At 44.5% G+C, this 25,786-nt stretch carries 20 protein-coding genes and 1 pseudogene; 9 read left to right on the forward strand and 12 right to left on the reverse strand.

Features of this window, described 5'->3' with window-relative positions; all coding sequences use genetic code 11:
* Nucleotides 1-729 (forward strand): IS21-like element helper ATPase IstB (gene istB, locus HB364_RS29035; protein WP_167291948.1); only part of this gene is annotated, 729 nt, incomplete at its 5' end.
* 495 nt (nt 730-1,224) lie between these two features.
* Here the strand turns inward: istB and HB364_RS29040 are convergent.
* From HB364_RS29040 to HB364_RS29060, 5 genes are all read right to left on the reverse strand, one after another.
* Nucleotides 1,225-2,310 carry a ligand-binding sensor domain-containing protein gene (locus HB364_RS29040; protein ID WP_167291949.1) on the reverse strand — a complete coding sequence of 362 codons (1,086 nt, stop codon included), beginning with the start codon at nt 2,308-2,310 and terminating at the stop codon, nt 1,225-1,227.
* Nucleotides 2,311-2,394: 84 nt separating this feature from the next.
* Nucleotides 2,395-3,477: a ligand-binding sensor domain-containing protein gene (locus HB364_RS29045; RefSeq protein ID WP_167291950.1), complete on the reverse strand. Its 1,083-nt coding sequence runs from the start codon at nt 3,475-3,477 to the stop codon at nt 2,395-2,397.
* 3 nt (nt 3,478-3,480) lie between these two features.
* Nucleotides 3,481-3,798, reverse strand: a complete 318-nt coding sequence (locus tag HB364_RS29050; protein ID WP_208420133.1) for a YceI family protein — start codon at nt 3,796-3,798, stop codon at nt 3,481-3,483.
* Nucleotides 3,737-4,657 carry a ligand-binding sensor domain-containing protein gene (locus tag HB364_RS29055; protein WP_167291952.1) on the reverse strand — a complete coding sequence of 307 codons (921 nt, stop codon included), beginning with the start codon at nt 4,655-4,657 and terminating at the stop codon, nt 3,737-3,739. Before HB364_RS29055 ends, HB364_RS29050 begins: the two co-directional genes overlap by 62 nt.
* Nucleotides 4,658-4,673: 16 nt before the next feature.
* Entirely contained in the window at nt 4,674-6,434 is a 1,761-nt protein-coding gene (locus HB364_RS29060) for a serine hydrolase domain-containing protein (RefSeq protein WP_167291953.1), read from the reverse strand.
* 138 nt (nt 6,435-6,572) lie between these two features.
* Between HB364_RS29060 and HB364_RS29065 the strand changes: the two genes are divergently transcribed.
* Entirely contained in the window at nt 6,573-7,469 is an 897-nt protein-coding gene (locus HB364_RS29065; RefSeq protein WP_167291954.1) for a winged helix-turn-helix domain-containing protein, read from the forward strand.
* 30 nt (nt 7,470-7,499) lie between these two features.
* Here the strand turns inward: HB364_RS29065 and HB364_RS29070 are convergent, their stop codons facing one another.
* Genes HB364_RS29070 through HB364_RS29080 form a run of 3 tightly spaced genes read right to left on the reverse strand, consistent with a single transcriptional unit; the run spans nt 7,500 to nt 8,929 of the window.
* Nucleotides 7,500-8,180 carry a ClpP family protease gene (locus HB364_RS29070; RefSeq protein ID WP_167291955.1) on the reverse strand — a complete coding sequence of 227 codons (681 nt, stop codon included), beginning with the start codon at nt 8,178-8,180 and terminating at the stop codon, nt 7,500-7,502.
* 1 nt (nt 8,181) lies between these two features.
* Complete coding sequence (locus tag HB364_RS29075) at nt 8,182-8,439, reverse strand: hypothetical protein (protein ID WP_167291956.1); 258 nt, start codon at nt 8,437-8,439, stop codon at nt 8,182-8,184.
* Nucleotides 8,429-8,929, reverse strand: coding sequence for an RNA polymerase sigma factor (locus HB364_RS29080; protein WP_167291957.1), 501 nt, complete (start codon nt 8,927-8,929; stop codon nt 8,429-8,431). The genes HB364_RS29075 and HB364_RS29080 overlap by 11 nt, the downstream gene beginning before the upstream one ends.
* Nucleotides 8,930-9,178: 249 nt before the next feature.
* Here HB364_RS29080 and HB364_RS29085 point away from each other — a divergent pair, with 249 nt between their 5' ends.
* The 3 genes from HB364_RS29085 (at nt 9,179) to HB364_RS29095 (ending at nt 11,935) form a co-directional block, all read left to right on the forward strand.
* On the forward strand, nt 9,179-9,859 hold the full coding sequence (locus HB364_RS29085) for a YceI family protein (protein ID WP_167291958.1): 681 nt from the start codon (nt 9,179-9,181) through the stop codon (nt 9,857-9,859).
* 322 nt (nt 9,860-10,181) lie between these two features.
* A complete protein-coding gene (locus tag HB364_RS29090) occupies nt 10,182-10,634 on the forward strand; it encodes a hypothetical protein (protein WP_167291959.1) in 453 nt (150 codons plus the stop codon).
* Nucleotides 10,635-10,960: 326 nt separating this feature from the next.
* Complete coding sequence (locus HB364_RS29095) at nt 10,961-11,935, forward strand: serine hydrolase domain-containing protein (protein WP_167291960.1); 975 nt, start codon at nt 10,961-10,963, stop codon at nt 11,933-11,935.
* 67 nt (nt 11,936-12,002) lie between these two features.
* Here HB364_RS29095 and HB364_RS29100 read toward each other — a convergent pair whose 3' ends face one another.
* A complete protein-coding gene (locus HB364_RS29100; protein ID WP_167291961.1) occupies nt 12,003-13,943 on the reverse strand; it encodes a sigma 54-interacting response regulator in 1,941 nt (646 codons plus the stop codon).
* 14 nt (nt 13,944-13,957) lie between these two features.
* Complete coding sequence (locus HB364_RS29105) at nt 13,958-16,153, reverse strand: sensor histidine kinase (RefSeq protein ID WP_246228654.1); 2,196 nt, start codon at nt 16,151-16,153, stop codon at nt 13,958-13,960.
* A gap of 195 nt (nt 16,154-16,348) precedes the next feature.
* Between HB364_RS29105 and HB364_RS29110 the strand changes: the two genes are divergently transcribed.
* Nucleotides 16,349-17,314 (forward strand): alpha/beta fold hydrolase, encoded by a 966-nt coding sequence (locus HB364_RS29110; RefSeq protein ID WP_167291963.1) that lies wholly within the window; start codon nt 16,349-16,351, stop codon nt 17,312-17,314.
* Nucleotides 17,315-17,564: 250 nt separating this feature from the next.
* Nucleotides 17,565-18,701: pseudogene (locus HB364_RS29115) on the forward strand (alginate export family protein); the annotation flags it as partial.
* Nucleotides 18,702-18,821: 120 nt separating this feature from the next.
* Here HB364_RS29115 and HB364_RS29120 read toward each other — a convergent pair.
* Nucleotides 18,822-19,595, reverse strand: a complete 774-nt coding sequence (locus HB364_RS29120) for a response regulator transcription factor (RefSeq protein ID WP_167291964.1) — start codon at nt 19,593-19,595, stop codon at nt 18,822-18,824.
* A 6-nt stretch (nt 19,596-19,601) separates the two neighbouring features.
* Nucleotides 19,602-22,787 carry a ligand-binding sensor domain-containing protein gene (locus HB364_RS29125; RefSeq protein ID WP_167291965.1) on the reverse strand — a complete coding sequence of 1,062 codons (3,186 nt, stop codon included), beginning with the start codon at nt 22,785-22,787 and terminating at the stop codon, nt 19,602-19,604.
* A 245-nt stretch (nt 22,788-23,032) separates the two neighbouring features.
* Between HB364_RS29125 and HB364_RS29130 the strand changes: the two genes are divergently transcribed.
* Nucleotides 23,033-24,604: a family 43 glycosylhydrolase gene (locus HB364_RS29130; RefSeq protein ID WP_167291966.1), complete on the forward strand. Its 1,572-nt coding sequence runs from the start codon at nt 23,033-23,035 to the stop codon at nt 24,602-24,604.
* Nucleotides 24,605-24,664: 60 nt separating this feature from the next.
* A complete protein-coding gene (locus tag HB364_RS29135; protein WP_167291967.1) occupies nt 24,665-25,774 on the forward strand; it encodes a glycoside hydrolase family 88/105 protein in 1,110 nt (369 codons plus the stop codon).
* Nucleotides 25,775-25,786 lie beyond the last annotated feature (12 nt).

The raw sequence follows: 25,786 nt of genomic DNA on the forward strand, positions 1-25,786 counted from the left end.
CAAACACTGGAACAAATGAAACAACTCAGGTTACAGGGCATGCATCAGGCCTACCATGCTCAACTGGAACTATCCATGGATCAGCAACTGGAAAGTCACGAACTGGTAGCCTGCTTGTTACAGGCAGAAGCGCTGAACAGGGCTAATGAAAAAACAGCCTATTACCTTAAACTGGCCAAGCTACGCCTGCCCGCTACACTGGAACAGGTCGAATGTAGCGCTACGCGCAACCTGACCAAACCACAACTGGCACTGCTGGCTGAAGGGCGTTACTTGCAACAGGGAGAAAACATCCTGATCACCGGCGCTACCGGCTGCGGCAAGAGCTTCCTGGCTTGCGCCCTCGGACACCAGGCCTGCCTGCAGGGATATAAAACCGCCTATCTCAACATGAACCGGCTTATTGAGAAAGTAACGCTATCCAAACTGGATGGGTCATACATTAAAATGCTCAATCACCTGGAACGTCAAACCCTGATCATACTGGATGACTTTGGCCTGCAGCCGCTGACCCAGGAAATACGACTTACTTTATTACAATTATTGGAAGACCGCTATGGAAAGAAAAGCATTATAGTTACTTCTCAACTTCCCGTGGCCAAATGGTATGAATATATCAATGACCCAACGCTTGCGGATGCTATCATGGACAGAATGACAGCTAATGCACTGCGTATTGAGCTTAAAGGTGAATCCCTGAGAAGGAAAAAATCAAAAGCCAATCAATAACCCTTTGTATTTTTAACACGCATCAAGCTCTTTCTTTTATTGCCTACCATCAGGGGTGGGTCAACATCGAGGAATGATGGGTCAACATGCCAATAATTTACACAATTTAAGTTTAAAAATAAGGCTTAAATCTTCTTTCTCCTGGTTCGATAATTCTCTTACGTGGGGCACTGAAAACAAAAAGGCTTTAAGTCGTTGGACTTGAAGTCTTTTTCATTTCGGACTAACTTCGTCTTTTATAAACTAATATCTAAATCATTATACAGGAATAGTTTTTAGGCTCGATTCCTGACGCCGAGTATAAAAGAATGTAGTTGATGTATATTCGGTTGTTCGGTTCCATCTACCCAGGCTGAACCACAGATTATAAGCGAATGGAATGATCTGTATATATTTATCTGCCAGCATAGCAGAAAACTTTATGTGGCGGTAGTTTAGCAAGCCAGATTCCGTCCGCAGCCTTGCGGCAAACCTTTTGTGCGTTCGTACTTCTAGTTAATATTTTCTTTCAAAAGAATTGCCATTGAATCGATATACGCCACTTGGGTCTGCTCCTCCAAACCATAATTCTCCTTGTTTGCTTTTATATATAAACCAAATGTGTTTACTCTCAAGTCCATCCTCTTTAGTAAAATTTTTCACGGAATTACCATCATATCTCCATGCACCAAATTCTACAGTCCCAAACCAAATATTTCCTGAAGTATCCTCTCCAATGGAGAAAACACTCTCAAGAGAATTGCCTTTGGTGTCCTCCTTTTTCAGTTTTTGTTGCTCTGTGAAATTGATCGCTTTTTCCCCGTCATATTTCAAAACACCACTTCCATTATTACCAATCCAAAGATTTCCTTTGCTGTCTTCCATTATGCTCCGGATATGCAAAAAACCAGTTTGTTCGTTTAGCCCAAGATATTCTTTGTCTAATATTTTAAAATTGGCGCCATTGTATCCAATTACCGCGCCGTAGGTTCCAAACCAAACCGATCCATTTTTACTTTTTACAAAAGGTGTTGAAACCGGATAGGGAAATTCATTCCCTAATTTTGGTGTAACAGGAAATGTGCGATACGAAAGCTGTTGTCCGTCATATTGATACACCCCGGCATACCCTTCAAGTTTATTGTAGCCAGAAGTTTCATCGCCTTTAAACCAAAGGTCACTTTCGTTTAACTTCCATTCGTTCTTTGCGTTGTAGTTTCGTTCCCTGTATGTAGTTATTTCTTTCCCATCATAAGTACTTAACCCTCTCCCACATTCAAACCAGATTATGCCATTTTTATCTTCATAAATGCTCCTTACCTGGTTGTTACTTAATCCGTTTTCTGTTGTGAAATATTGGAACTCCCCATTATGAAGCAAACACACTCCTTCGTTGTAACTGCCAAACCAAATATTTCCCTTACTATCTTCTAAAATTGAACGAACCGCTGTTGTGTATTTCAACAATTTGCTGTCAGTTTTAGTCTGTACTATCTGATTTTCCTTATTTGATTTACTTTGATTGATGCAAGAGTTTGTTACAATAATCAAAAATGTGCAGCAAAGGATAAATGTGTTTTGTCTATCTGATTTTACTTTCATTCTGACGGTATTTTTTTATATGACGCACAGCACTTAAATATAGCCGCACTATTACCAATACGATGTTGCAGTTCGTTGCTTTTGTTAGTCCATTACAGGCTGGTGTTTATATTCCGAATAAACAACAAATGTTTTTCCATCGTAAAGGTAGAGACCTGTTTCTCTCGTGCCCACCCAAAGATTTCCAGTTTTATCTTCCAAAATTGACCAAATACTGTTATTGAGTAGTCCATCTTTTGTTGTAAAGCGAGTGAAAGATTTACCATCGTAACGGCTAAGTCCAGCACCACCAAACCAAAGGTTTCCCTTTTTGTCTTCTATAATTCGGGCAACCATATCACCGGATAAGCCATCTTTTTTTGTAAAACTTGTAAATGATTTGCCATCATACCGGTAGACCCCACCCCAATTGCTGAACCAAATATTCCCATTTTTGTCTTGCAATTGAGGCCATGCCCAATTATGACCGGTTCGAACCGAATCGAATCGAAACGTACTTAGTTCTTTTAGATTAATGTTGATTACAGATTTACCATCATAACGATACACACCCTTAACACCTCGCCCACCAAACCACATGTTACCTGCTTTATCTTCTAAAATATGTTCCACATAACGCCAGCCACCTAAAGTATCAGTAATTATAAACGGAGTAAATGATTTGCCATCGTAGATATAAACATCATCAATTGTGGCGAACCAAAGCTTTCCGCTTTTTGCTTGCATGATACTGAATACATGCTGCGTTTTTCTAAACTGGTTGGGAGGCAGTTTTTTTCGTAAAGGAATCTGGATTGTAGCAAATGTTTTACCATCATAAAGACAAAGTCCCGAATAAGTACCTATCCAGATTTTACCCTCTTTATCTTCCAGAATGGAAAAAATATTATTACTGATTAGCCCATCGGCCACTAAAAATTGGCGAAACGATTTTCCGTCATATTTATAAAGCCCATTTTCTGTGGTTCCGAACCAAAGGTTACCGGCTTTGTCCTGCAGGCCACATTGAACATTGCCATATCCCGGGTTGCCGATGGTTTTTATAAGTTTGGGATGTTCAACCTTTTCTTTTGGTGAGTCATTTTTTACTTGTCCATTGCAGGCAGTGCCAACAATTAATATTGTGAGAAAAGTAAAAGCTTGCGTTTGATAGAAATATTTTTTCATTGTTCAAATTGTCATTGATGTTTTTAGCTTTAAATCATCAAAGAACTTTCCTGATTTATAACGGACATCCCATTTTGTCCGATCAATGACCAGCTTACCACTGGCTTTGACAATTCCGTCTTTCATTTCCATTTTGACCGGAAAAGTAACGGGGTGTGTGATACCTTTAATGGTCAGGTTCCCTGTAATTTCCTTATGCTCACCATTTACTGATGCAACCCTGGTAATGGCAATTGTAGAAAAGGGAAATTTTTTAACATCAAAATAATGAGCGATATTTCTGATCCTCTTTTCTTGTAAAGTCCGTGATGGTCTTTCCATCATAACGATACACTCCGTACAAAGATCCAAACCAAATACTTCCATCGTTAGCTTCCAATATCCCACAAAGGAATTTTTCTGTTGACATTATTTCGGTTACAGCGGGGTTTTTATTGTACAAGGACTTTTGATCATAACGAGAAAGCGCCCAGGCCCCGAGCCCATTAGGATTTACTGCACCAGTAGTCCAGATGTTTCCTTTTTTATCTTCGGTTATACCCCAAACATTGTAAAAGGCTTCACCGTCTTTATTTCTGAAAACAGTAAATGTTTTTCCATCATAATAACAGGCATCGCCCCTTGTGCCAAACCAAATTTTCCCGGTTTTGTCTTCCATAATAGTATTGATATCATTATTGGAAAGTCCTTCTTTCATTGTAAAATTTCGAAAGGATTTCCCATCGTAACGGCTTACTCCACCTCCGGTTCCGAACCAAATATTACCGGCTTTATCTTCATAAATACACATAACCCGATTATTGGCAAGTCCCTCCCTGGTTGTAAAATGTTGAAAGGATTTGCCATTGTAATTATAAACTCCGGAATCAGTGGAAGCGAACCAAAGGTTTCCGCGTCGATCTTCCAGAACATCCCAGTATCTGTGCGAACCGATTTTACTTGTAACATTGGTAAAAGATTTCCCATCGTATCTAAAAACACCACCCCATGATGCAGCAAACAAAATGTTTCCGTTTCTATCTTGCTTTACATTCCGAACCATTCTGTAAGGCCCGTAGGAAGTGACTGTGTCTTTGATATTGTAATTGATATTATCTTTATGTGGTTCAGTTTGCTCTTGTCCACAGGCGGTGTTAAAAACAAGCATCAGGAACAAAGTATATATGTGTGCGTATTTCATAATTTCTTTATTGATCCTATAGTGAAAGTATCTCGCTTGCCTTTTTGATGGCTGAAGGGTCAAACCCCGCATTCCTGAAATATTCAAAATCATTTTTCAAACTTTTACTTAACTCGTTCCCAGTGTGCCCTGACTTTAAATATTGTCGATATAGCTCGATCGCTTTGGTGACATCGCCCTTAAAGAGATGCGAGTGAGCCAGGTTTTTTAACATTGACGAGTCTGAAGGTTCGCTGGCCAAACCCTTCGATAAGAAGCTAATCGCCTTGTCATAATTTTTAGTTTCCAGCAAATGACGACCGAAAGGACCCGATTGCCCGGGTCTCGGTTTCAGTGTATCTAAAGTGGTTATCTTTTGTCCAGTTGCACGCAGCCGGCCATTAATCGTATTCGAATAACCGGTTACTGTCCCGGCGTTATCGAAAGTAAAAGTCTTTGTGCCCCCTAATTCGATGTTGCGAAAATCGGTTGACGACGTAAAATACATTTTGCTGTTGATGCCATCGGTCCAGAAGTAAAGCCCGTCTTTTTCTTTTTTTATTTCTGAAAGAAATCCGTCTGTTATATATTCGCCGATGTATTTCGAGGTGAGCGTGTCGTTTACTGGCACAGTCGTTATTTGCTCAGGTTTTCTAAAACCTTCCCAGTTGTATACCAGCGCTATGCTGTTGAGTAACTCCAGTAAAACGTAACCATCTTCGGAATTCACAAACAACGCCACTCCTTTTCCATTGGTGAGTCCGCCAAGGAAATAACCCGTGAATCCCTCGTTACTCGCCGAATGAACAAAGTATTTTTCGCCATTCCTGTTTTGCAGGAAGGTTCCCATGGCAACATCATTTTTATAGGGCGTTACATGCAATTTCACCATTTCCTGGTTCAACACTTTTGATGACTTTCCCTGGTAAGCCTGCTGCATTTCAACAATGTATTTGCATATATCTGTGGGTGTGGTCCATAATCCGGCCGCTGCTTTTTCCGGATATACAAAATACTTGCCCGGGACTTCATTGCCATTGGTTTTATATCCTGTTGCCAGATTTTTCCGTTGGCTGGCTGCAGGGGGCTGATTGAAAGAACTGTTGGTCATTCCCAGTGGCCGGAGCACATGCTCATACATGTATTGCTCATACGGCTGTTTCGTAAGATCGGTAAGCATTTGTTGCGTTATAAGGGTGCCTCCCCCTGAATAGCGGGGTCCCGTACCCGGTTCTGCCAGCGATCGTACAGCTTCCGTGTTCGACGGAGCCCGGCCATCTAAAATATCGGTGACCGATGCAATTGCACTATCGCGGTGGTAACCGGGGAAACCATGAACCCCCAGTCCGGCCGTATGGCTGAGTAACTGGGCCGTGGTAATTTTCTTGCCATGGGACACGGTGTCATAAGGGAATTTCCAGTTGCCCAGGTACTGGTTGATGTCCTGGTAAAGATCCAGTTTTCCCTGCTGCGCCAGGTGTAAGATACCTACGGCGTTTAGTGACTTACTGATCGATCCGGGTTCAAACATCGTATTGGCAGTTACTTTCCTGCCTTCTTTTTTGTCGGCATAACCATACCCTTTGGCCCACACAATCTGGTAGTTGTCGATAACAGCGACACTTAATCCCGCCACGTTGTAATGCTTCATCCTTTCGGAAAGGGTAAACGGTTTACCGTCGATGACCAGGCCGCCCGATAGGTTGGTCTCCACCCGGGCGATCTGTTCGTTTACGGCTTTAGAATAATGCTGCTGTGCGGTGACGGCTGTAAGCCAATGGCACAAAAGGAGGGCCAAACTAATTTTTTTCATAGCTGACAAACCTATCCGTTATTCTGTCAGTGTAGCCTGAAAGAGTGTAAAAAAAGTTGTAAAACAATGTAAATGCTGTTTAAAATCGATTTACATTAGTGGTCCATGCTTAGCTTTATCAATATGAAGCAATATTCTTTATTCGCTGTCCTTTCAGTATCCATGATAGTATTTGTTATGGCCTTTGCAAAAAAGGAAACTGAGCAGCCTGATAAGCACCTGGAGATTGTGCTTCGTAATATCGGGCACCAGGTGTTGCTTCATTCCAAAGATTCGACGTCCCGGGTATTGCCGGTTAAAACAGTCAATGAAAAAACCTTCCGGATTTCCTTTGAGAATAGTTTTGGGTTCACCCCTGACACGTTAATGAATCTGGTACATCAGCAACTGGCAAAAACAGACAGGCTGGGAGATTATACGGTGAGTGTAAATGAGTGCTCTCAAAACCAGACCATTTTTGCTTATGAAGTAAACAGAGCCAGGGGCGATTTGAAACCCTGCCGGGGACGCAAACAGAAAACAGGTTGCTATGTAATTGAAATTTCATTCCCCGCAAAAAAATCATTTAACTACGGCTGGCTTTTGCTTGCATTTATCCCGGTAGCTTTTGCAGGGCTTTATTTCGCTCGCAGACGGAATAGAATTTCAGCACCCCAGGAACTTATAGAGGAAAAAGTTGATGAATCGCTATCAAGCAAAGTTGAACCCGTTCCGGTCATTGCTGATTGTAAAAAGTTGGGGAATTTTGTATTCTTCGAATCAAAAGGAGTTCTTAGCCTTAACGGCGAAACCATTGAGCTTTCTGTTAAAGAAGCGAAAGCACTAAGCATACTTGCGTCAAACCAGAACGAGGTAGTTGGTCGGGACCTCCTGATGAAAGAAATCTGGGAGGATGACGGCATTTTTGTGATCACCCGCAATGTGGACGTTTTGATATCCAAACTCCGGAAGAGATTAAGCGCTGATCCGTCTGTTAAGATTGCAAATGTGCATGGTAAAGGATACAAAATGATTGCGTGAGCCACGCGAAACTCTCAGCCTCCGTGGGAATCAGGGAGTAGAAGTCGCCGGGTGCTGCTTAAATCCGATACTTTCCCTGTTTTTCCCTGGCGCGTGAAAATGGATTTTCGTCTGCTGCACCTCATCAATCGCGATGAGATCATCCGTATCGCCCAGGACCTCATCAATAAAGCCAAACTGCCGGGCCTCGAGGCTATTCATGAACCTGTCCCTGCGAAAAAGCTCTTCAATCTCTTCGCGGCTGTGGCCGGAAAACTTCCCCATCAGGTGGAATATCTGGTTTTGCAACCGCTCCTGCTCCTTGTACGCGATGCGGACATCCTCTGTATATCCTTTAGCGCCCCCGCCTGTCGGATGCATATGGATGGTGGCATAGGGCAGGGCGTAGCGTTGTCCTTTCTGACCCGCCGTCAGCAGAAAAGTACTCATGCTGCCGCAGAATCCCATCGCCACCGTGGCCACCGGTGATTTCAGCTTCCGCATGGTGTCATAGATGGCAAAGCCACCATAGACAATGCCGCCCGGGCTGTTGAGGTAAAGCATGATGGGGTTGTGATTCTCGCTATCCAGGTAGAGCAGCTGCGCTACGACCAGGTTGGCGACATTCTCTTCGATGGCCGTTCCTAAATACACGATGCGCTCCTTCAGCAGCAGGCTGTAAATGTCGTAGGCGCCCCTGGTGGCGCTGTCAATGACGGTTGGGATGATCATATCAGGTAAAAATTGTGTTCAATTGATGGGCAAAACCGGCTTCCTCCATGAGTAGCCTGTAGATCGCTTCCAGCCGGAAGCGCTCCTGCCTCCGGGCATAGTGACGTATCAGTCGGTGACAGATGCGCTGAGCCTCGACCTTTTCGGCGAACGCCTCGTCCAACAGCAGTCTGGCTTCAAAGTCTTTTGCTTCGGCTTCAGGGAGCTGATGAAGCAGCCACTGGTCGATCAAACAGATCTCGTTCAGTTCACTGCGCATAAACCTTGTTTGTTTTTATTTCCTTCCGGACCTTCTCCAGGCATTTGTACTTCTGTACAGTGGCGGACCTTGTGCCATTGAAACCAAACCGGGCCGCAATGTCCTGCATAGAACAATGGTCATAATAGAAAGCCTTCAATAGCTCCAGGCATTTCTTCCCGCTTCTGACCAGAGATGCCCGGAGGCTTTGCTCTCTTTCCTCCATGCCCGCATCCTCCGGCTCCGCAGCATCGAACGCTTCAGGCAACGCCACCGTTGCCCCCCGTGCACGCAGCCAACATATCCTGGCTGTTCCCAACAGGTATGCCTTCGGCGATGAATGCAGCTGCAGCCGCCCTGCTTTTTCTTTTTCCATATAGATCAGCAGCGCGTCATGAAAGGCGTCTTTCGCTTCTTCAAGGGTCCCGCCTTTCCGCCGGATCATCCGCGCGACGTCCGGGAAACTGTCCCGGTACAGCTGTATGATCGGATCTTCCATTGGTGTGATCATTTCAAGTGCCGTTTATTAATATGTGTCTAAAAAGGTAGGAAGATCACCCCGGAGAGCAAAAAAAAGTACGATGCAAGGCAAGAAAGTCAGCAATAAGACCAAGATTCTCTTCTACACCGAACAGATTTTACATTCGTTTACAAAGTTTTTACCACGCTTTTACCACTCCTGCGGACGGACACTATAGGTTTGTATCAACAACCCGGGCTTGTTTGTTTCAGCTTTCATCATCACATAAATCAACATCTTATGCGGTCAATCTTATTGTTCGTCTGCGCCCCCTTGTGCCTTACCGGCGCCATCGCCTGCCGGGATCGTTCAGCGGCGGCTATCGCTGCCCCTACACCTGCTATTACAGAGCCGGCACCTTCCACCCCAGCGGGAAGTGTAGTGGGTTATTCCCTTGTTATACCAGAAAGTTTTGTCAATTGGAAAGGCATGCATGTCGTGGGAGGAAATGGACATCAAGGCTATATCAAACCCCGGACGGGCACCCTGGCTTTCGATGCCAACGGCACTATTGCAGGTGGCTATTTTGAACTGGATATGAATACGATTACCCTTACCGACAAGAAAGACACGAGCAGCGATAACGGAGTGGTATCGCATCTGAAAGACCCTGACTTCTTTGATGTCAAGAAGTATCCCAAGGGTACGTTTCAATTAACCAAAGCAATTAAAACCTCCGGCGATTCTTCTTATTATATTACCGGGCAACTAACCTTGCGGGCCATTACACAGGAGCTCCATTTTCCGGCCATCATTGTCAGGAATGGGGAGGATATTGTTGCCACAGCGTCGCTCACAATAGACCGTACGAAATGGGGGATCACTTACCAGTCAGGCAGTGTATTGGGACTTGTGAAAGACGAGTTGCTGGAAGACAAGGTACCGGTGTCACTGGCTTTACGATTTCACCGGCAGCAGTAGGAAGCGGGCGGGGTTGGGTTATCAGGCGGTCTGCTTTTCTACTATTTGTTATCCGGCAATTCGTTAAAGACGATCAGGTCATGCAACAATTGGTTAGATAATTTTCCTGTTCCGGGCACGACGCTTTGTAAACTATTAGTTTACAAAGCGTTCTCATTTGCTGTAATTCTACACGGCTATAGAAGAGTTACCGGCGAACTGAGCCACGACCCGATTTGGACATTCCACAGATTTTCTACAACTTTAAAGAACTTCTAACATTTAGCCATTTTATTTTCAGATTAATGAGGAGTCAATCATAGCAACAGCAAAACCATTTTTAATGAAAAGAGCTATTTTATCTTCTTTATTCGTTCTGACAGGCCTGATAACTTTTGCACAATCCAGCCCAAACCCGGTAACATGGACGTACAGCACCAAAAAATTGGGAAGTAGCTATGAGGTACATATGACTGCGAAGATCAGTGATGGCTACCGTATCTATAGCCAGAATCCGGGAGGGGGGATAACGCCAACAAAGTTTACATTTAGTAACAGCCCTTTTCTTGTCGTCGAACCTACCGTTCTTGAATTCGGAACGCCGGTCATCCTGGAGCATGGCATGTGGAAGGTCAAAACACGTGCCTTTGAGAAATCTGTTGACTTTGTAGTGAAAGTAAAATTAAAAGGTGCAACCAAAACAAACCTGTATGGTAAGGTAAATTTTGTTATCGGTAATGAAAAAACTGCTTTAACACCGTCAAAAGTTACCTTTACTGTGCCAGTGGGAAGATGAGTGAAATTTATTCAAGTTGCCCCGTTCCTTTAGTGTTCTATTCTAATCTTTGGTAAAAGATAATTATCGTTTTAAATTCAAAAGCCAGATTGCAAAACAGTCTGGCTTTTGGATCTTAATAATGCAGAACTTGCCATAATGCATAAATAATTTGTTGCCATTCGTTTACGCATGCAAAAAAGCCAATGGAAATTATTTGCCATTTGCCATATTCGGGCCATTTTTGAAAGATGAGTAAGTGTATTATTGTTCTATTCTTTCTGTCTGCGACTTATCACGTACATAGCCAATCCCTCAACGAAAAAAAAGGTAGACTGCTGGACAGCATGACGACAGCTGTTACCGGGAACAGCTATTCCGATATGCATAGTATATTGATTTCTAAAGATGGGAAATTGATCTATGAACAGTATTTCAACGGGTGGAATAAAGATTCCCTGCAAGATTCCCGCTCGGCCTTTAAATCCATTACCAGTCTGCTGGCCGGCATTGCCGTCGATCAAGGGTTTATCAAAGATGTCAACCAGAAAGTATATTCTTTCTTTCCTGAGTACAAGGACTTTTCCGGCAATAATGCCTGGAAAAAGGACATGACGATTGAACATCTTCTACGAATGGAATCCGGGTTTGACTGCGAGGAGTTTAACGACGGAAAAGACTGCGAAACCGATATGATGGCGTCAAAGGATTGGGTCAGGTTTTCCCTGGATCTTCCCATGAAGCACAAGCCGGGCACCGTTTGGGCCTACACTTCGTGTGATCCTATGATCATAAGCGGAATTATAAGCCGGGTTGCAAAAAGGTCTATAATGGACTTCGCAAAAAAGTATCTGTTCGACCCAATGGGCATCAAACATTACAGATGGACAATAGATCCCAGTGGGCACGGAATGACTGCCGGTTCGTTTTATATCCTGCCCTCTGATATGATGAAAATAGGGCAAATGATACTTCAAAAAGGGATGTGGAATGGCCACAGGATCGTATCAGCGGCCTGGCTTGAGAAATCCACCAGCACGCCCGTTCCCATCCCGGATTTCTCGTTTGTGAAGTTCAGCAGGTCTGCTGTTGCCATTCCACAGCCCACTTATTATGGCTATTATTGGTACAAAGAAGAGATCAGGACAAAGACCATCCACGAAAATGTGCTCTTTGCATCGGGAAACGGCGGCCAATACATTATGGCGATCGAGCGCCTGGGCATCGTTGTCGTTTTCACGCAAGGGAATTACAACTCCTGGAAAGCCAAAAAAGCCTTTGATCTCCTGGCAAGGTTTATTCTCCCGGCTTTTGAACAATGAATCGATTAAGGCGAATAGTAGGCACATAAGCCGACAAGACACAAGAGGCTGCCCCCATTAATGGGTTCTATTTAATGTACTCCTTCTTTATCCCGAGTTTCTTCATTTTTGACTTTAATGTGGAAGGATTAATATTCAGGATCTCAGCAGCAGCACCTGCCCCCCATATCCTTCCATGACATTTCCGCAATACGGAGAGGATATAGTCTCTTTCGTTTTCTACGATCGTTTTCAAGGCAGCGTCTTCAGCAACTGCCGTCCCTTCCATTTTTTCAACTGTTGGCAATAGTATCTCTTCAATGATCGTTCCTTTGGCAAGCAACACACTTCGTTCTATTAGATGTTCGAGTTCACGAATATTGCCCGGCCAGTTATAAGCCATCATCTTCAACAGCACCTGCTCCGATAGACCACTGATCTTTTTCCCGGCTTTATGGCTGTAGTGATTCATAAAATGATAAGCCAATGCAGGTATATCCTCCTTGCGGTCACGCAAGGCAGGCAGCGTGATCGGGAAAACATTCAGACGGTAGTACAGGTCCAGCCGGAAACGACCTTCCGCCACCTCTTTCTCCAGGTTTTTATTGGTAGCCGCAATGAAGCGTACATCCACTTTGATCGTATCTCTCCCCCCTACTCTTTCTATTTCCCGCTCCTGCAATACCCTTAATAATTTTACCTGCAATTCCATCGGCATTTCTCCAATCTCATCGAGAAAAATGGTTCCCTTGTCTGCTCTTTCAAATTTCCCAATCCTTCTTTCATGTGCGCCGGTAAAAGCTCCTTTTTCATGGCCGAATAATTCGGATTCAATCAAGGTGGCGGGCAAGGCCGCACAATTCAACTTAATAAATGGCTTTCCTTTCCGGGCCGACAGGTTATGGAGGCAATTGGCGATCTTTTCTTTACCGGTGCCGCTTTCTCCCAGGATAAGCACGGATGTATCAGAAGGAGCTGCCTGCGTGATATGGTCAAATACATGTAACAAGAGATGGCTTTTGCCAACGATCCCTTCAAACCCTTTTTGGGTATGAGTGCTTTCCGTTGTTGTAGTGGCTGCTGGCAGCGATGTAGCCTCCTCCATGATCTCACCATGTAACAAGTGCTCAATGGTTTGGATCAGGGAGAACTGGACCCTTTCGAATAACTCCACTTGCTCTGTGCTGTAGGCATCCGGCCTCCGGCTATACAAACAAAAACTGAATGATTTCCGGTCCAGGATGCTCATCGGCATTTCAAGGTTCGATCGCAACTGAAAAGTATCGGCAAACAATTGCCGGAGCGAGGGCTGCCTGCAAATATTTTTAAAAGCCTCATCGTCATAATAGACGGCCTGTTGTACTGGCGGACTGCCTCCCTGCAACGCAATAAGTTCCTCTATTGGCTTCCCGGTGATCGTGGTCAACTCCTGCGCACCAATCATTTGGTATTCATCAAACCCAATCCGTAAAAAGCACATGCCCTTGAAGTGAGGCTGTCTGAGATTATCAAACCCGGCAACGAGAAAGTCAAAAGGAATATACGACTGCAGGGCTGAAGTGACGGCCAGTAATTTCTGCGGCCAGGTTCCGGTACCACTGATGATCGTTTTCAATATTTTGCGCAACTCAATCTCCCTATAGTATTTTGCTTCCACACTATGGGCACGGCGGTACCTGGCAATCTCCAGCGTCACCAGCAGGTCTTTCTTCCGGTAAGGTTTTACAATAAAACCATAGGGATGTGTTTGCTTGGCAGCGTTCAGCACCTCTTCGTTTGAATTGGCCGACAGGTATACAAAGGGAATATTGTCGATGGCCAGCAACTTCGCGAGATCGATGCCGGTTTGTTTTCCCTTTAGAAAAATGTCCAACAGTACGAAATCCGGCCTCTTATCCTTGACCATTTCGAGTGCCTGGGGCACTGAACGCGCGATGCCGGTAACGCCATACCCTGCCTGCTCCAGCAACAGGCGCAGATCTTCCGCCTCCACAAATTGATCTTCTACTATAAGAATTTGCTCTTTCATATTCAGTTACTTTTTCACGCTTCACTAATAAAGTCAAGCCGTATTTCGGTACCGTTATCATTGTTTACCTGCAAGGTTGCATCCAGATCACCACTCAACCCCCGCATCAATTTCATACCCATGGAAGACTGGCTTGCACTATCGAATGTAGCCGGCAGGCCACCCCCATTATCTTTGATGGAAAGGGTAAAATGATCCTGGGAGCCCCTTTTCAAGGAAACATCAATTATCCCCTCCTGCCTACCCGTAAAAGCATATTTAATAGCATTGGTGACGGCTTCATTCAGAATAAGTCCAAGTGGAATGCATTGCGCTATATTCAGTTTTACCGCGTCAATGTCCAGGTTGAATCGAATGGCATTGCCCGTACGAAAGCTATCCCTCAGGCAATCTATCAACTCATGTATATAAGCAGACATATTGATGGCCGATAGATTATCCGATTGATATAGTTTCAGGTGAACCAATGACATGGCCTGGATACGCTGCTGGCTTTCTGCTACCGCTTGTATCGCTTCTTCTCCCTGCAGGTAGGCCGATTGGGTACGCAGCAAACCCATGACGATCTGAAAATTGTTTTTTACCCGGTGGTGGATCTCCCGCACCAGCCACTCCTTCTCTTCCACCAGGTGTTGCAAGGTATCATTCTTCTTTTCAATTTGTATTTGCTGAACCTGCAATTTCCGGTTGGTCCGTCGCTTTAAACGTGCATAATTCACCAACAACGCTACTATAATGATCAGCAATAGCGCCACCCCCAGGGTCCAGCGCCTCGTATTTTTCTCTTTGGTCAACTCGGTCTGCTGGATCCGCTTTTCCTTTTCCAACAGTTGAATGCTCTGTTCCTTTTTTTCTGTTTCATATTGAATGGTCAACTCCTCGATCTGCCTGCTTTTTCGTTCATTGTATATGGAATCATTGAGAAACTGGTATTGTTGCAGGTCTTTAATGGCAGCGGCATAATTGCCGAGTGCAGAGTCGGCAGAGAAAAGCATGTGATGCAATTCTCTTTGGTCTATCAAACGCGCCCCCCGATAGGCTAAAGCGGAATCCAGGTAACTATGCGCTTTGGCGAACTGCCCGCGTTGCAAATAGAACCTGCCAATATCCAGGTTGCCCACAAAAACATATTCATCACCCAGGGGAGCTTTCCGGAAGTAGGCCGCCATGGAATTGTAATATTGCTCCGCCTGGGGATACAACTTCAAGCCATCATAACAATAAGCATAGTTTTGCATGGCAATGGCCTTTTCAAACAGGGCTTGCGGTGGATTCGCCGCCACCATGCTATCCATCAAAGCCAGGGCATCCCTGCTTTGATGTAATTTTATCAATTGCCTGATCAGTAAACCAGCCGTTTTATATAAATTTAGCCGGTCTATATTTCGTGCTATCCTTATAGTGAGGGTTTTTCGATACCAATGGCAGCTTTCTGCGCAACGGCCCAGTTCATCGAGCACCAGGGCCAACTCTCCATAAAACGTATCAATATCCATGGTATCATTGTTTCGCGTTGCATTGTCAACAGATTTCGTTGCATATAAGAGTGATTTTTCGTAAGCCCCGCGGTACCTGTTGAGCTGGGAAAGCAAGAAATAGTTAAGAGATACTTTGGTACTGCCTATTTGACGACGTAAGTCAATAGCCTTCAGTAATTCCTTTTCCGCCAAATCAAATTTATTGGAAGCAAAAAGAAAATCTGCCAGGGAAGTCCTGACGGCGGCTTCTCTTTCAACATTGTGGGCCTGTGTGTATAACTTAATCGCCTTATCAAAATAAGCTTCAATTTCGATATAGTATTCAGCATTCCAGCTTATGTTCCGGGCAAGCCTCAGCCAGGTTCGCGCCTCCTTTTGTATGTCGCCTTGTGCACGATAAAAAGCAGCCACCTCAGAAAAACGCTTTACGCCGGCTGCTGTTTCCTTTTTAACAAGATGAGCATCGCCTTCTAATAACATGCTTTCAACCCAAAAACTTTTTAATTGAAGTGTATCGCTCAGCCGGATGGCATAACTGAAAATGCCAATGGCAGTATCTATCAACGAGGCTCTTGTATCGCTGAACTCCTCCTTAAGGTAAGTTTTGCCCAACGCATGCAGCAGTAAGATCCGGTTGCTATCCTGTTTACTGTGCTGTAGCCGGTGGCGCAATTCACCGGGCGACAGATCAGGCGGCAACTGTGCCATAGCTGGCACAACTACTGCCATCATAAAAAATACACATATAAGCGCTTTTAGCATCCGGAAATCCCTCTTGCCCTAAAATTATACATAATAGACCGTGAAATTTCACGGTCCCGCTAACCAAACCGCGAAATGTCACGGTGGGCTCCTTTCCCCTCATTAAACAAGCTGTTGAACTGCATTTACTTATGAAATGGGTAGGGTAATTGGTATGGATTGATCATGAAAAAATCGATATCATTACTTTGGATCGCAGGCCTTTTGCTGGCAGCCTGCAACAGTGAGCCCTCACCTGCTGTTACTACGGCAGACAGCAGCAGCAATCCTTCCACCGTCCAAGCCGCTTCTCCTCCCGCCAATTTCAAACACGCCGTTTCGAAAGTAAATGGCGTCGACATTCACTATGTGGTGGGTGGCACTGGCGAACCGCTCGTGTTATTACATGGTTTTGGACAGAACTGGTATATGTGGAACCGCCTGCTACCCGAATTCTCCAAACATTTTACCGTCATAGCACCCGATCTGCCGGGGCTGGGCGAATCGGGCAAGCCAGATAGTGGTTACGATAAGAAAACGATGGCCGCTGCTATCCATGGGCTGGTGAAGCAACTGGGATATGATCACATCAACCTGGCCGGTCACGATATTGGCCTCATGGTAGCCTATGCCTATGCTGCTCAATTCTCCGGCGAGGTAAAGAAACTCGCCCTGATGGATGCATTGTTGCCTGGTGTGGAGCCGGTTTGGAGCCAGGTGAAAGCCTCCGCCTGGTGGTTTGGGTTCTTTGGCTTTCCACCCTCCGGCGAATTGGTAGCAGGGAAAGAGCGCCTGTTTCTTACCAGTTTCTGGCCGGTAGTGGGTCACGTAAAAGATGCGTTCACACCCGAAGAGGTCAACGAATTCGTACGGGCCTACGCAGTAAAAGGCGGAACAACGGGCGCCTTTCACTGGTTCGGCGCTTTTGACCAGGACGCATTGGACAATAAAGTGTTCATGAAAAACAAGCTCAAAATGCCCTTGCTGGCGATGGGAGGCGAATACTTTGGCGCTGCCTTCCTGGTAGATCACTGCAAACTCATAGCTGAAAACGTGAAAGGCTCCAATATCAAAGGAGCCGGGCACTGGATCGTACAGGAGAACACTGCCCAGGTGCAAAAAGATCTGTTGGATTTCTTTCAGTCTAAATGAGTGCAAGGTGATCAACAAAATAGTCTTCTTACCATTGAGTCTTTTACTGTTTCATTACAGTAAGGCCCAAAGCATTCCTTCCTTCAGGCAACTTCGGTATGAGGAGGATTACTCTGTTCTGCAACAAGACAGCAGCAGGAACTGGTATGCAGCCACCAAATTCAAGGCGCTGTCAAAAAACGGCAGCACTTACCTCAGTATGGGGGGCGACATAAGATACCAGTACCTGCGGTTCACCAATGAGAACTGGGGCGAATCTCCCAAAGATAATGATGGGTTCATCCTTACCCGGTACCTGGCCCATGCGGACTTTCATGCGGGAAAGCATTTCCGGACCTTTGTACAATTGCAGAGCAGTTTTGCCAACGGAAAGCTAACGCAGCCCTCCCCTGTCGATGAAAACCAATTGGACCTGCACCAGGGGTTCGCGGATATTGCTTTCACCGGCCGCAATGCACAGGCTTTAACGGTCAGGATCGGTCGCCAGGAATTATTGTACGGCTCCCAAAGATTGGTGGCCGTTCGTGACGGACCTAATAACAGGCAATCGTTCGACGCCGCCCGGTTGTTGTATGCCCGTCGCACGTGGCATGCGGATATTTTCTATTCCCGGTTTGTTCTGTCAAAGCAGCAAATATTTGATGATGGCTTTACCAACAATACCCGGTTCTGGGGCGCTTACCTGGTCAAAAACGAGGTACCCTTGATCAACAATGCCGATATCTATTACTTCGGTCTGTTGAAAAAGAATGCAAAATTCGATGACGGCGCCGGAAAAGAGCTAAGGCACTCAGTAGGCGGAAGGATCTGGGACGCTAAAAAGTTCTGGAGATACGATATTGAAGGGCTTTATCAATTCGGCGACTTCGCCGGCAAACAAATCACCGCCTGGACTTTTTCAGTAAACACGAGCTATAAGTTTGCCAATACAATAGCCAGGCCCGAAGCAGGCATAAAAACCGAGCTGATCAGTGGTGATGCCAGGTATAACGACAACAAATTGCAAACGTTCAATCCTCTGTTCCCCAGGGGCGGTTATTTTGGACTGGTGTCAATAATAGGTCCTGCCAATTTATTCGACATTCATCCTTCCCTTACCCTGGACCTATCGCGCGGATTGTATTTCAACATGGATTATGATATCTTCTGGCGCTACAGCCGCAACGATGGAATATATGGCCCCAATGTGGCACTGATCTATTCAGGCAGGAAAAGTAGCCAAAAATCCATCGGGCGGCAGTACTCAACACACCTGGAATATATACCTAACAGGTTTCTTTATTTCCGCTGCGAATTTACCTGGTTCAAGGCAAGCGATTTTTTACAGGATGTCGGCATGGGTAAAAACATACTGTTTGCAGCCGGCACTGCTCAACTTAGGTTTTAAGCGAAAATCACTTTTAACACTTACAGTTATGTCAAACGCACAAACAGCAACGGGTATTAAAAATATAGTGATCGCACCTAAGTAAAAGCCTCGATGTAAGTCGGGGCTTTTGCATTTTGATCATTTTGTAGTCGTCTTTGGCAGGGAATTCAGGTATTCCAGCGGAGACGCATTGAAGTGTTTTTGAAAATTCCTGCTAAAAAGGCTTTGAGAACCATATCCGACCATCCTGGCGATCTCAGACAGACTAAACTCATTTTCAGCGATAAGGCAAGCGGCTTTCTTGAGTCGGGTAATATTGATCAGTTCCTTGGGTGATAAGGCGGAAAGGGATTTTATTTTTCGATACAAAGTGGGGCGGCTCATATTCATATGTTCAGCCAGCTTGTCAATGTCCATCTGACTGTCCTGGATATTTTTACGAATATAATCGTCCAGCTTCTTTAAAAAGGTTTCATCCGTTTTGGAATGAGCCATTACCCGTACATCCTCAAATGGCGAACTCGCAAAATGCGTTTTTATTTTTAAACGGTTATTAAGCAAATTGGCAATTTGTACCTGGATAAATTTTGGAGAAAAAGGTTTCCGGGTATAGGCGTCAGCACCTGCCTCCAGTCCTTCTATATGGGAACGATGGCTACTTTTTGACGTTAACAACAAGACCGGAATATGACAATATTCAACATTTGATTTGACCAGATGACACAGCTCAAAGCCGTCCATGCCAGGCATCATAACGTCTAACACGATAAGATGTATCACTTCCGTATCTAAAATTTGTAAGGCGATCTCGCCATTTTCTGCCACATGCACTTTATAAGTGTCACCCAGGACTTCTGTTAAAAATTCCAGGATTTCCAGGTTATCGTCTACAATTAAAATGCTTTCAGTCATAGCTACTTATACTTTTTTCCAATTGCTCGACAAATTAAACTCGATCTTTTGGTGAACTGGCAACGTTAATACAAAAATGATCTCATTGGTCTTGCCTGAAACCAGGGTTAAGGATCCGTTATGCAATTCTGTTAAAGACTTCGCTAAAGGCAATCCAATGCCGGTTCCCGGCTTTTCCTTATTGCGCAACCTGAAAAATGGCTCGAAGATCTTTTGATGAAACTCCGCTGGAATGCCTTTGCCATCGTTACAAAAACTGATTGTAATTTTTTCTTCGCCATCAGTCAGTGAGGCCATCCTGACGGTAGCCCTGGATGCTGCATACTTAATGGCATTGGAGATCAGGTTGCCGCATATTTTCATCAAAGCTTCCCGGTCTACAAATGCCACAATATGGATTTCGGGAAGATCTATACTTAAACTTATTCCACTCTCCTGTGCGAATTCCCTGAACGAGTCTGTTTGTTCCCTTAGTAGTTTGTTGATGTCTACATTTACAAAGTTTAATCCGAACTGTTCTATTTCAGTTTGTCTGAAATCAAGCAACTGCTCAGTAAGGTCCGCCAAACGATTGGCATTCTTTTGCACCATTAACAGGCTCTTTTTAATGTTTGGCTGGTCCTCTACCTTATTCATTAATCTTTCCACTGGTCCTACAATTAAGGTCAGGGGTGTTTGAATTTCGTGCGCAATATTGGTAAAAAAATCAATCTTAAATTGGTAGATCTCTTTCTCCTTTTCGTGTTCAAATAGTTGTAGCTTGTTCCGGTTTTTACTGTCCAGGTAACGATGGTAATACCGGATCAACAGGTACAAAATTATTCCTATAGTAAGCGTATATAATAAATAAGCAGTATTGCTCTTCCAAAAAGGGGGTAAAATTCTGATAAACAAACGCCGTTCTTTACTCGTCCAACTGCCGACGTTGCTTTCTGCACGCACTGTAAACAGATAGTTACCTGGCCCCAGGTCTGTAAACCAGGCGTTTCTGTTCGTGTTAAGATAGGTCCAATCTTTATTCACCCCGGTCATGAAATACCTATACCTGGTAACCCCGGTTGATGAATAATTCAGCGCTGCAAACTCAATGCTGAAGTTGTTTTGATCGTAGGCAAGCACAATAGTATCCGTAAATAAAACAGATTTGGTGAGGGGGCCGCCCTTGTCATCAGGCTTTATCTCTTTATTGTTTATTTGAAACCCGGTAATGTAAATGGGCGGGGAGGCATCTTGCTGGTCAAATTCGGCTGGATTAAAGGCAATCATTCCTTTGACAGAGCCGAAATACATTTTTCCATTGACGTCTTTGTAAGCCGAATTAAAATTGAATTGATCTGTTATCAACCCGTTTGGTTGTGTATAAGTTTTGCACTGTTCGGAGCGTAAGTCAAGGCAGGTCAAGCCGCTGAGCGAACTGATCCATAAGTGTTTCGAGTTGTCTTCCAGGATACAGAACACAACATTACTGGGTAAACCGTTTGCAGTCGTAAATTTTTTAATGGTTTTCCGGTCCGGGGCCAACTTTATCAAGCCACCGCCGGCAGTGGCAAACCAAATAGAGTGATAGCTGTCCTCAAAAATATTATGCACCGGAAATTCATTGATTATTTCGCTATTTAGGGTGTCTCCAAAGCGGAAATTACCCTGCCCACCGGTTTTGGGGTTATAATAAAACGCCCCTTGTGTCGTACTGCCAGTCCAGATAGTTCCTTGTTCGTCTTCGATGACGTCAAAAACATACGAATTATAGGGTATTTGATGAATACGGCTGAATGTCTTGTGTTTCCTGTCATAAATAAACAGACCCGAACCGTTGTAAGCAGTACCAACGAGTAAGGTGCTATCCTTCGTGAAATAGAAACGAAGTATAAAATCACTCACCTTGTCGTTTTTATCGCCAATGAATGGAAAGCGATCAGTCACTAATCCGGTGCGCATATCCATTATTTCCATACCATGAAAAAACGAGCCAATAAATAACTGATCGCCTAATGCGAGCAGACCGTGTATATTGGGATAGGAAATATTTCCTCTTTTCCCTGTTGCAGTATAATGGGTAAATTGTCCTGTTTTAATAGTAAACTTATTGATACCCGCATCTTCAGTACCAATCCATAAGTCACCCCTGGAGTCAGCACAAATCGTTCCTACAGCATCGCCTGAAATAGAATTGGCGCCCTGTACCGGATAATATTTTTCAAACCGGGCATTCGCTGCCGAGTAATAATTTAACCCACCAAAATAAGTGCCTGCCCACATGCCCCCCTGGTTGTCTTTACAGATGGTGTAAACAGCGTTATCTGCGATAGAATAAGGATCACCGGCCCGCTTTCGTAAATTTTGGCTTGTGTTAGTGGCCAGGTCATAAATATAGATGCCTGATTCAGTGGCTATCCAGTATTGCTGATTGCTGCCCGCAGTAATGTCACGTACATATATATCTGTATTATTAATATTGCGAAGCGGCAATGACCTGATTTCTCCTGTTTTAGCATTATAGCTTTTTAGCCCCTGCTTAAAACACCCCACCAATACTTCCTGATCATTGATAGGAACTATTTTGCTGATCGATCGCCTATTTGCCGGAACGCTCTCATCAATGATCCGGACGTTTGTGACCGAATGGGTTCGGTGCGTATAGATGCCTATAACGCCGTCATTACTTCCCACCCACAAATTCATGCTGCGGTCAAGCGCCAAACAGGATGCCCGTATCTTTAAATGTTCGACTTTTTTTTCTCCCTGGTCATATTTGTACAGTGAATGATTAGCCAGGAACCATAGATTATTATTACTATCTATCAGAAGATAGTCGATGTATGTTTGCGGAGCTATGTCAAGTGGCGTAAAAACTTCGCTATAGGGATTATACATAAAAATGCCCTTACCGGTACCAATCCATAGCATTCCTTTTTTATCCTCGGCAATAACCATGATCACATTATTGCCTATGCTGCCAAATTTGTTTTCCTGATTTTTGCAGGCTTTAAAAGTGTAACCGTCAAAACGGTTTAGTCCTCCCCGTGTTCCAATCCATACTAAACCTCTGCTATCCTGTAAAATGGATGCTACAGAATTATGCACCAGCCCATCTTCCACCTGGTAATGGGTGAAATAATATTGACCCCAACATGATAAAGTGACAAGTTGTAATAGCAGGCTTACTAAAGCGGAGTAACGGGGTAATCGCATAATCGTTAGCACCAAATATAGATAAACTGTTGGTCATAACCGCTATTGTTCAGTCTTTGAAAGGAGCGAATTTGATTGGCTGGCCCGTTTATGTTTAAAAAACAATGAATTGCAAATGGCTGATATCATGCCGATCTTAAATATGAGACGAAACAACAAAAAGTTGAACAAATTATGCGGCACCTATTCATTTATTTTGACTGCTAGCCTATCCGAAAAATTCAATCACTAACGATCACTTGCTTATGAGAAAAGAATTATTTCTTACAGCCGGTTCTGCCATTGCATTACTGGCGGCTGGCTGCCTGAAAACCCAACCGGACAGCATCACTACCGATAGCACGCCGATGCCTGACCAGGCAAAAATGGCGATGAATGCTGCGCCTCCATTGGGTACACTGGTAGATAGTGCTATCTATCGTATCCGGGGTTTATCATCATTACCCAATGGCCCGGTAGTTGAAGTCACCGGAAACTCAACGGCCGATAATGCCAAAATTCAACAATGGTCATGGTTTCCCAATAACGGGCAAAAATGGAAACTCATAAAAACCGACTCCGCTTATTATAAGCTGGTCAATGTCACCAGTAACAAATGCCTCAAATCCCCATCAGCAACTTCCGGTGATATACTGCAACAGGGAACTGACGATGACTCTGATGCGCAACGTTGGGCTATTAGTTATTCCGGCAGCAACAATATTTACGCACTGACCAACAAAGCAACAGGCATGAAAATGGTCGTCGATCCTGAAGATGGTGTACCGGGCAGGAAGATCAGGCAAAAAGATAGTGTAACAGGTACGCAGGACCTCTTTGAATTTCGCAACCTCAATTTTCAGAACCCTATAGTGAACGCCAGCCGTCCTGACCCCTACGTGGCACAAAAAGATGGGTATTATTATTTCCTGTACACAAAAGGCAATAAGATAGCCATTACGAAAACCCCATCTATGTCCTTATTGGCGGCTATGCCAGAGACTACTGTCTGGACGCCTCCTGCGAATACAGATCATTCCAAGGCTATATGGGCGCCCGAATTACATTTCCTGTCGGGCAAGTGGTATATTTATTTTGCTGCGAACGATACAAGCGCGAATGATAACCACCGGATGTTTGTGCTGGAGAATGCCAATGCTGACCCCACCACCGGCACATGGACTTTCAAAGGAAAGATATTTGATTCAACCGATCAATGGGCCATTGATGGCTCGGTGCTTACCATTGGAACAACCAATTATTTTGTATGGTCGGGCTGGGAGAATGTAGCTACCAGGTATAAGCAATACATCTACCTGGCCACCATGTCGAACCCCTGGACCATAAACGGCCCCAGGGTAAAAATATCATCGCCCACCAATAACTGGGAAAAACATGAACCTAGTTCATTGGGTGCTGGTGTTAACGAAGGCCCCATTATGCTGCAAAAAGATGCCAGCAGCCCTGTATTCATTATCTATTCGGCCAGCCGTTATACCAGTGACAATTATTGCCTGGCGCAGATACAGTTAAAAAGCGGAGGCGACCCCACCGTTGCAGCCGACTGGATCAATAAAAAGCAGGTCTTTGTCAGAAACGATGCCAACTCCGTTTATGGGCCTGGCCACAATGGCTTTTTCACCAGCAGTTATACCGACGGCAACGGCCTGTTGCGTACTGAAAATTGGTTTGTATACCATGCGCGCAGCATAGCTGCTACCACCAACGGAGCCAGGGCGCCAAGAATGCAGAAATTAACCTGGAACACAGACGGATCACCCAATTTTGGTACTGCAGCGGCCACAGGTGTAAACACTCCCATCCCGATAGGCGACTGATAGCAAGCTGCCTGACAGCAACATCATCCCAACATGTGTTATTATTTAAAAACCAGTATTATGTTTAAAAGGCTATTTTCAATTTTTCTTTTCTTTCCCTTCCATTTTCTATTTGCACAGAAAAACAACCTAACCGACTTCCCCAAAGGATCTACACCCGAAGAAGTAGGCAAACGTTTGGCATACCACTTTGTAGACAGGAAACATGCGCTTCATGCGGGGAAATGGATTGGTTATCCGGAAACATTCTACTGGAATGGAGCGCTCAGGTATGCCGCGATCACCCAGGATAAGGAGCTTCTTACACTACTGCAAAACAGGTTTGAACGGCTATGTTCAACAGAGGCAAAGCTGTTGCCCCCTAAAAATCATGTGGATTTCAATATGTTTGGAAGTTTGCCCTTAGAACTCTATCAGATAACAAAAGAGCAGCGATACCGGGATTTGGGAATACCATATGCCGACACCCAATGGATCCTTCCGGATAATCCCAGGTTAAGGGAAAAAGGATGGGCAGACAAAGGCTACACCTGGCAAACCCGTTTATGGATCGACGACATGTACATGATTACCATTGTGCAAACCCAGGCTTATAAAGTAACCGGAGACAGAAAATATATTGACAGGGCTGCCAATGAAATGGTGATGTATTTAGACAGCCTGCAGCGCCCGAATGGCCTTTTCTATCATGCACCGGATGCTCCGTTTTACTGGGGGCGTGGCAATGGATGGATGGCGGCGGGTATGGCCGAGTTATTGCGTCATTTGCCCAAAGACAATAAAGACCGTCCCCGCATCATGCAGGGCTATCAAACAATGATGAAAAGCCTGAAAGAGTTCCAGACTCCTGCAGGTATGTGGAATCAGTTAATTGACGAACCGGACTTTTGGACTGAAACTTCCGGGTCTGCCATGTTTACCTATGCCTTTATTACTGGCGTAAAACATGGATGGTTGAATAAAAAAGAATATGCCCCGGTTGCCCACAAAGCATGGATGGCTTTGGTTTCTTATATCAATGACAAGGATGATGTAAGAGAGGTTTGCATTGGAACGAATAAAAACAAGGACAAACAATATTATTATGATCGCCCGCGTCATACAGGTGATTTCCACGGACAGGCTCCTTATCTCTGGTGCGTTTCCGCTCTTTTGGAAAAAGCAGACTGAGACAAATTGACG

Source organism: Paraflavitalea devenefica (assembly GCF_011759375.1).
In the GTDB taxonomy this organism is placed as follows: Bacteria; Bacteroidota; Bacteroidia; order Chitinophagales; family Chitinophagaceae; genus Paraflavitalea; species Paraflavitalea devenefica.

What these genes read in the sequence shown, in the direction of transcription:
- HB364_RS29040 (WP_167291949.1), bottom strand. Translation starts at nt 2,310, where the DNA reads ATGAAAGTAAAATCAGATAGACAAAACACATTTATCCTTTGCTGCACA.
- HB364_RS29045 (WP_167291950.1), bottom strand. Translation starts at nt 3,477, where the DNA reads ATGAAAAAATATTTCTATCAAACGCAAGCTTTTACTTTTCTCACAATA.
- HB364_RS29050 (WP_208420133.1), bottom strand. Translation starts at nt 3,798, where the DNA reads ATGGAAAGACCATCACGGACTTTACAAGAAAAGAGGATCAGAAATATC.
- HB364_RS29055 (WP_167291952.1), bottom strand. Translation starts at nt 4,657, where the DNA reads ATGAAATACGCACACATATATACTTTGTTCCTGATGCTTGTTTTTAAC.
- HB364_RS29065 (WP_167291954.1), top strand. Translation starts at nt 6,573, where the DNA reads ATGAAGCAATATTCTTTATTCGCTGTCCTTTCAGTATCCATGATAGTA.
- HB364_RS29070 (WP_167291955.1), bottom strand. Translation starts at nt 8,180, where the DNA reads ATGATCATCCCAACCGTCATTGACAGCGCCACCAGGGGCGCCTACGAC.
- HB364_RS29075 (WP_167291956.1), bottom strand. Translation starts at nt 8,439, where the DNA reads ATGCGCAGTGAACTGAACGAGATCTGTTTGATCGACCAGTGGCTGCTT.
- HB364_RS29080 (WP_167291957.1), bottom strand. Translation starts at nt 8,929, where the DNA reads ATGATCACACCAATGGAAGATCCGATCATACAGCTGTACCGGGACAGT.
- HB364_RS29085 (WP_167291958.1), top strand. Translation starts at nt 9,179, where the DNA reads ATGCGGTCAATCTTATTGTTCGTCTGCGCCCCCTTGTGCCTTACCGGC.
- HB364_RS29090 (WP_167291959.1), top strand. Translation starts at nt 10,182, where the DNA reads ATGAAAAGAGCTATTTTATCTTCTTTATTCGTTCTGACAGGCCTGATA.
- HB364_RS29095 (WP_167291960.1), top strand. Translation starts at nt 10,961, where the DNA reads ATGACGACAGCTGTTACCGGGAACAGCTATTCCGATATGCATAGTATA.
- HB364_RS29100 (WP_167291961.1), bottom strand. Translation starts at nt 13,943, where the DNA reads ATGAAAGAGCAAATTCTTATAGTAGAAGATCAATTTGTGGAGGCGGAA.
- HB364_RS29105 (WP_246228654.1), bottom strand. Translation starts at nt 16,153, where the DNA reads ATGATGGCAGTAGTTGTGCCAGCTATGGCACAGTTGCCGCCTGATCTG.
- HB364_RS29110 (WP_167291963.1), top strand. Translation starts at nt 16,349, where the DNA reads ATGAAAAAATCGATATCATTACTTTGGATCGCAGGCCTTTTGCTGGCA.
- HB364_RS29120 (WP_167291964.1), bottom strand. Translation starts at nt 19,595, where the DNA reads ATGACTGAAAGCATTTTAATTGTAGACGATAACCTGGAAATCCTGGAA.
- HB364_RS29125 (WP_167291965.1), bottom strand. Translation starts at nt 22,787, where the DNA reads ATGCGATTACCCCGTTACTCCGCTTTAGTAAGCCTGCTATTACAACTT.
- HB364_RS29130 (WP_167291966.1), top strand. Translation starts at nt 23,033, where the DNA reads ATGAGAAAAGAATTATTTCTTACAGCCGGTTCTGCCATTGCATTACTG.
- HB364_RS29135 (WP_167291967.1), top strand. Translation starts at nt 24,665, where the DNA reads ATGTTTAAAAGGCTATTTTCAATTTTTCTTTTCTTTCCCTTCCATTTT.